Below are 2,272 nucleotides of genomic sequence, written 5' to 3'. Positions count from 1 at the left end.
CCTCTTGCGGGGGGCTTCATGCTTAGACGCTTTCAGCACTTATCCCGTCCACACGTAGCTACCCAGCTATGCCCCTGGCGGAACAACTGGTACACCAGCGGTGTGTCCATCCCGGTCCTCTCGTACTAAGGACAGCTCCTCTCAAATTTCCTGCGCCCGCGACGGATAGGGACCGAACTGTCTCACGACGTTCTGAACCCAGCTCGCGTACCGCTTTAATGGGCGAACAGCCCAACCCTTGGGACCGACTACAGCCCCAGGATGCGATGAGCCGACATCGAGGTGCCAAACCTCCCCGTCGATGTGGACTCTTGGGGGAGATAAGCCTGTTATCCCCGGGGTAGCTTTTATCCGTTGAGCGATGGCCCTTCCATGCGGAACCACCGGATCACTAAGCCCGACTTTCGTCCCTGCTCGACTTGTAGGTCTCGCAGTCAAGCTCCCTTATGCCTTTGCACTCTACGAATGATTTCCAACCATTCTGAGGGAACCTTTGGGCGCCTCCGTTACACTTTAGGAGGCGACCGCCCCAGTCAAACTGCCCACCTGACACTGTCTCCCGGGTCGATAAGACCCGTAGGTTAGAATTTCAATACAGTCAGGGCGGTATCCCACCAGCGCCTCCACCGAAGCTAGCGCTCCGGTTTCAATGGCTCCCGCCTATCCTGTACAAACTGTACCAAAATTCAATATCAGGCTACAGTAAAGCTCCACGGGGTCTTTCCGTCCTGTCGCGGGTAACCTGCATCTTCACAGGTACTATAATTTCACCGAGTCTCTGGTTGAGACAGTGCCCAAATCGTTACACCTTTCGTGCGGGTCGGAACTTACCCGACAAGGAATTTCGCTACCTTAGGACCGTTATAGTTACGGCCGCCGTTTACTGGGGCTTCAGTTCAGAGCTTCGCTTACGCTAACCCCTCTCCTTAACCTTCCAGCACCGGGCAGGTGTCACCCCCTATACTTCGCCTTACGGCTTCGCAGAGAGCTGTGTTTTTGCTAAACAGTCGCTTGGGCCTATTCACTGCGGCTTTCCGTTAAGAAAGCACCCCTTCTCCCGAAGTTACGGGGTCATTTTGCCGAGTTCCTTAACCAGAGTTCTCTCGCACACCTTAGGATTCTCTCCTCGCCTACCTGTGTCGGTTTGCGGTACAGGCACCTNNGATAAGCGGATTTGCCTACTTATCAGCCTAACTGCTTGGACGTGCACAACCAATCGCACGCTTCTTCTATCCTTCTGCGTCCCTCCATTGCTCAAACGATAAAGAGGTGGTACAGGAATATCAACCTGTTGTCCATCGCCTACGCCTGTCGGCCTCGGCTTAGGTCCTGACTAACCCTGAGCGGACGAGCCTTCCTCAGGAAACCTTAGGCATTCGGTGGACGGGATTCTCACCCGTCTTTCGCTACTCATACCGGCATTCTCACTTCTAAGCGCTCCACCAGTCCTTCCGGTCTGACTTCACTGCCCTTAGAACGCTCCCCTACCACTGATACCATTGGTATCAATTCGCAGCTTCGGTGGTGTATTTAGCCCCGGTACATTTTCGGCGCAGAGTCACTCGACTAGTGAGCTATTACGCACTCTTTAAATGGTGGCTGCTTCTAAGCCAACATCCTAGTTGTCTAAGCAACTCCACATCCTTTTCCACTTAATACACACTTTGGGACCTTAGCTGGCGATCTGGGCTGTTTCCCTCTTGACTACGGATCTTATCACTCGNNTGGCATTCGGAGTTTGACTGAATTCGGTAATCCGATGAGGACCCCTAGTCCAATCAGTGCTCTACCTCCAAGACTCTTACACTTAAGGCTAGCCCTAAAGCTATTTCGGGGAGAACCAGCTATCTCCAGGTTCGATTGGAATTTCTCCGCTACCCACACCTCATCCCCGCACTTTTCAACGTGCGTGGGTTCGGGCCTCCATTCAGTGTTACCTGAACTTCACCCTGGACATGGGTAGATCACCTGGTTTCGGGTCTACGACCACGTACTAAACGCCCTATTCAGACTCGCTTTCGCTGCGGCTCCGCCTCTTCAGCTTAACCTCGCACGGGATCGTAACTCGCCGGTTCATTCTACAAAAGGCACGCCATCACCCATTAACGGGCTCTGACTATTTGTAGGCACACGGTTTCAGGATCTCTTTCACTCCCCTTCCGGGGTGCTTTTCACCTTTCCCTCACGGTACTGGTTCACTATCGATCACTAGGGAGTATTTAGCCTTGGGAGATGGTCCTCCCAGATTCCGACGGAATTTCACGTGTTCCGC

The 2,272-nt window shown here is 53.4% G+C and carries 1 rRNA gene; it reads right to left on the bottom strand.

Going from position 1 to position 2,272, the window contains the following annotated elements:
* A 23S ribosomal RNA gene (locus P4361_RS19560) occupies positions 1 to 2,272 on the bottom strand; the annotation flags it as partial.

It is taken from the genome of Fictibacillus sp. B-59209 (genome assembly GCF_036216745.1).
Lineage (GTDB): Bacteria > Bacillota > Bacilli > Bacillales > Fictibacillaceae > Fictibacillus_C > Fictibacillus_C marinisediminis.
This window is presented reverse-complemented; position numbering and strand designations above follow the sequence as displayed.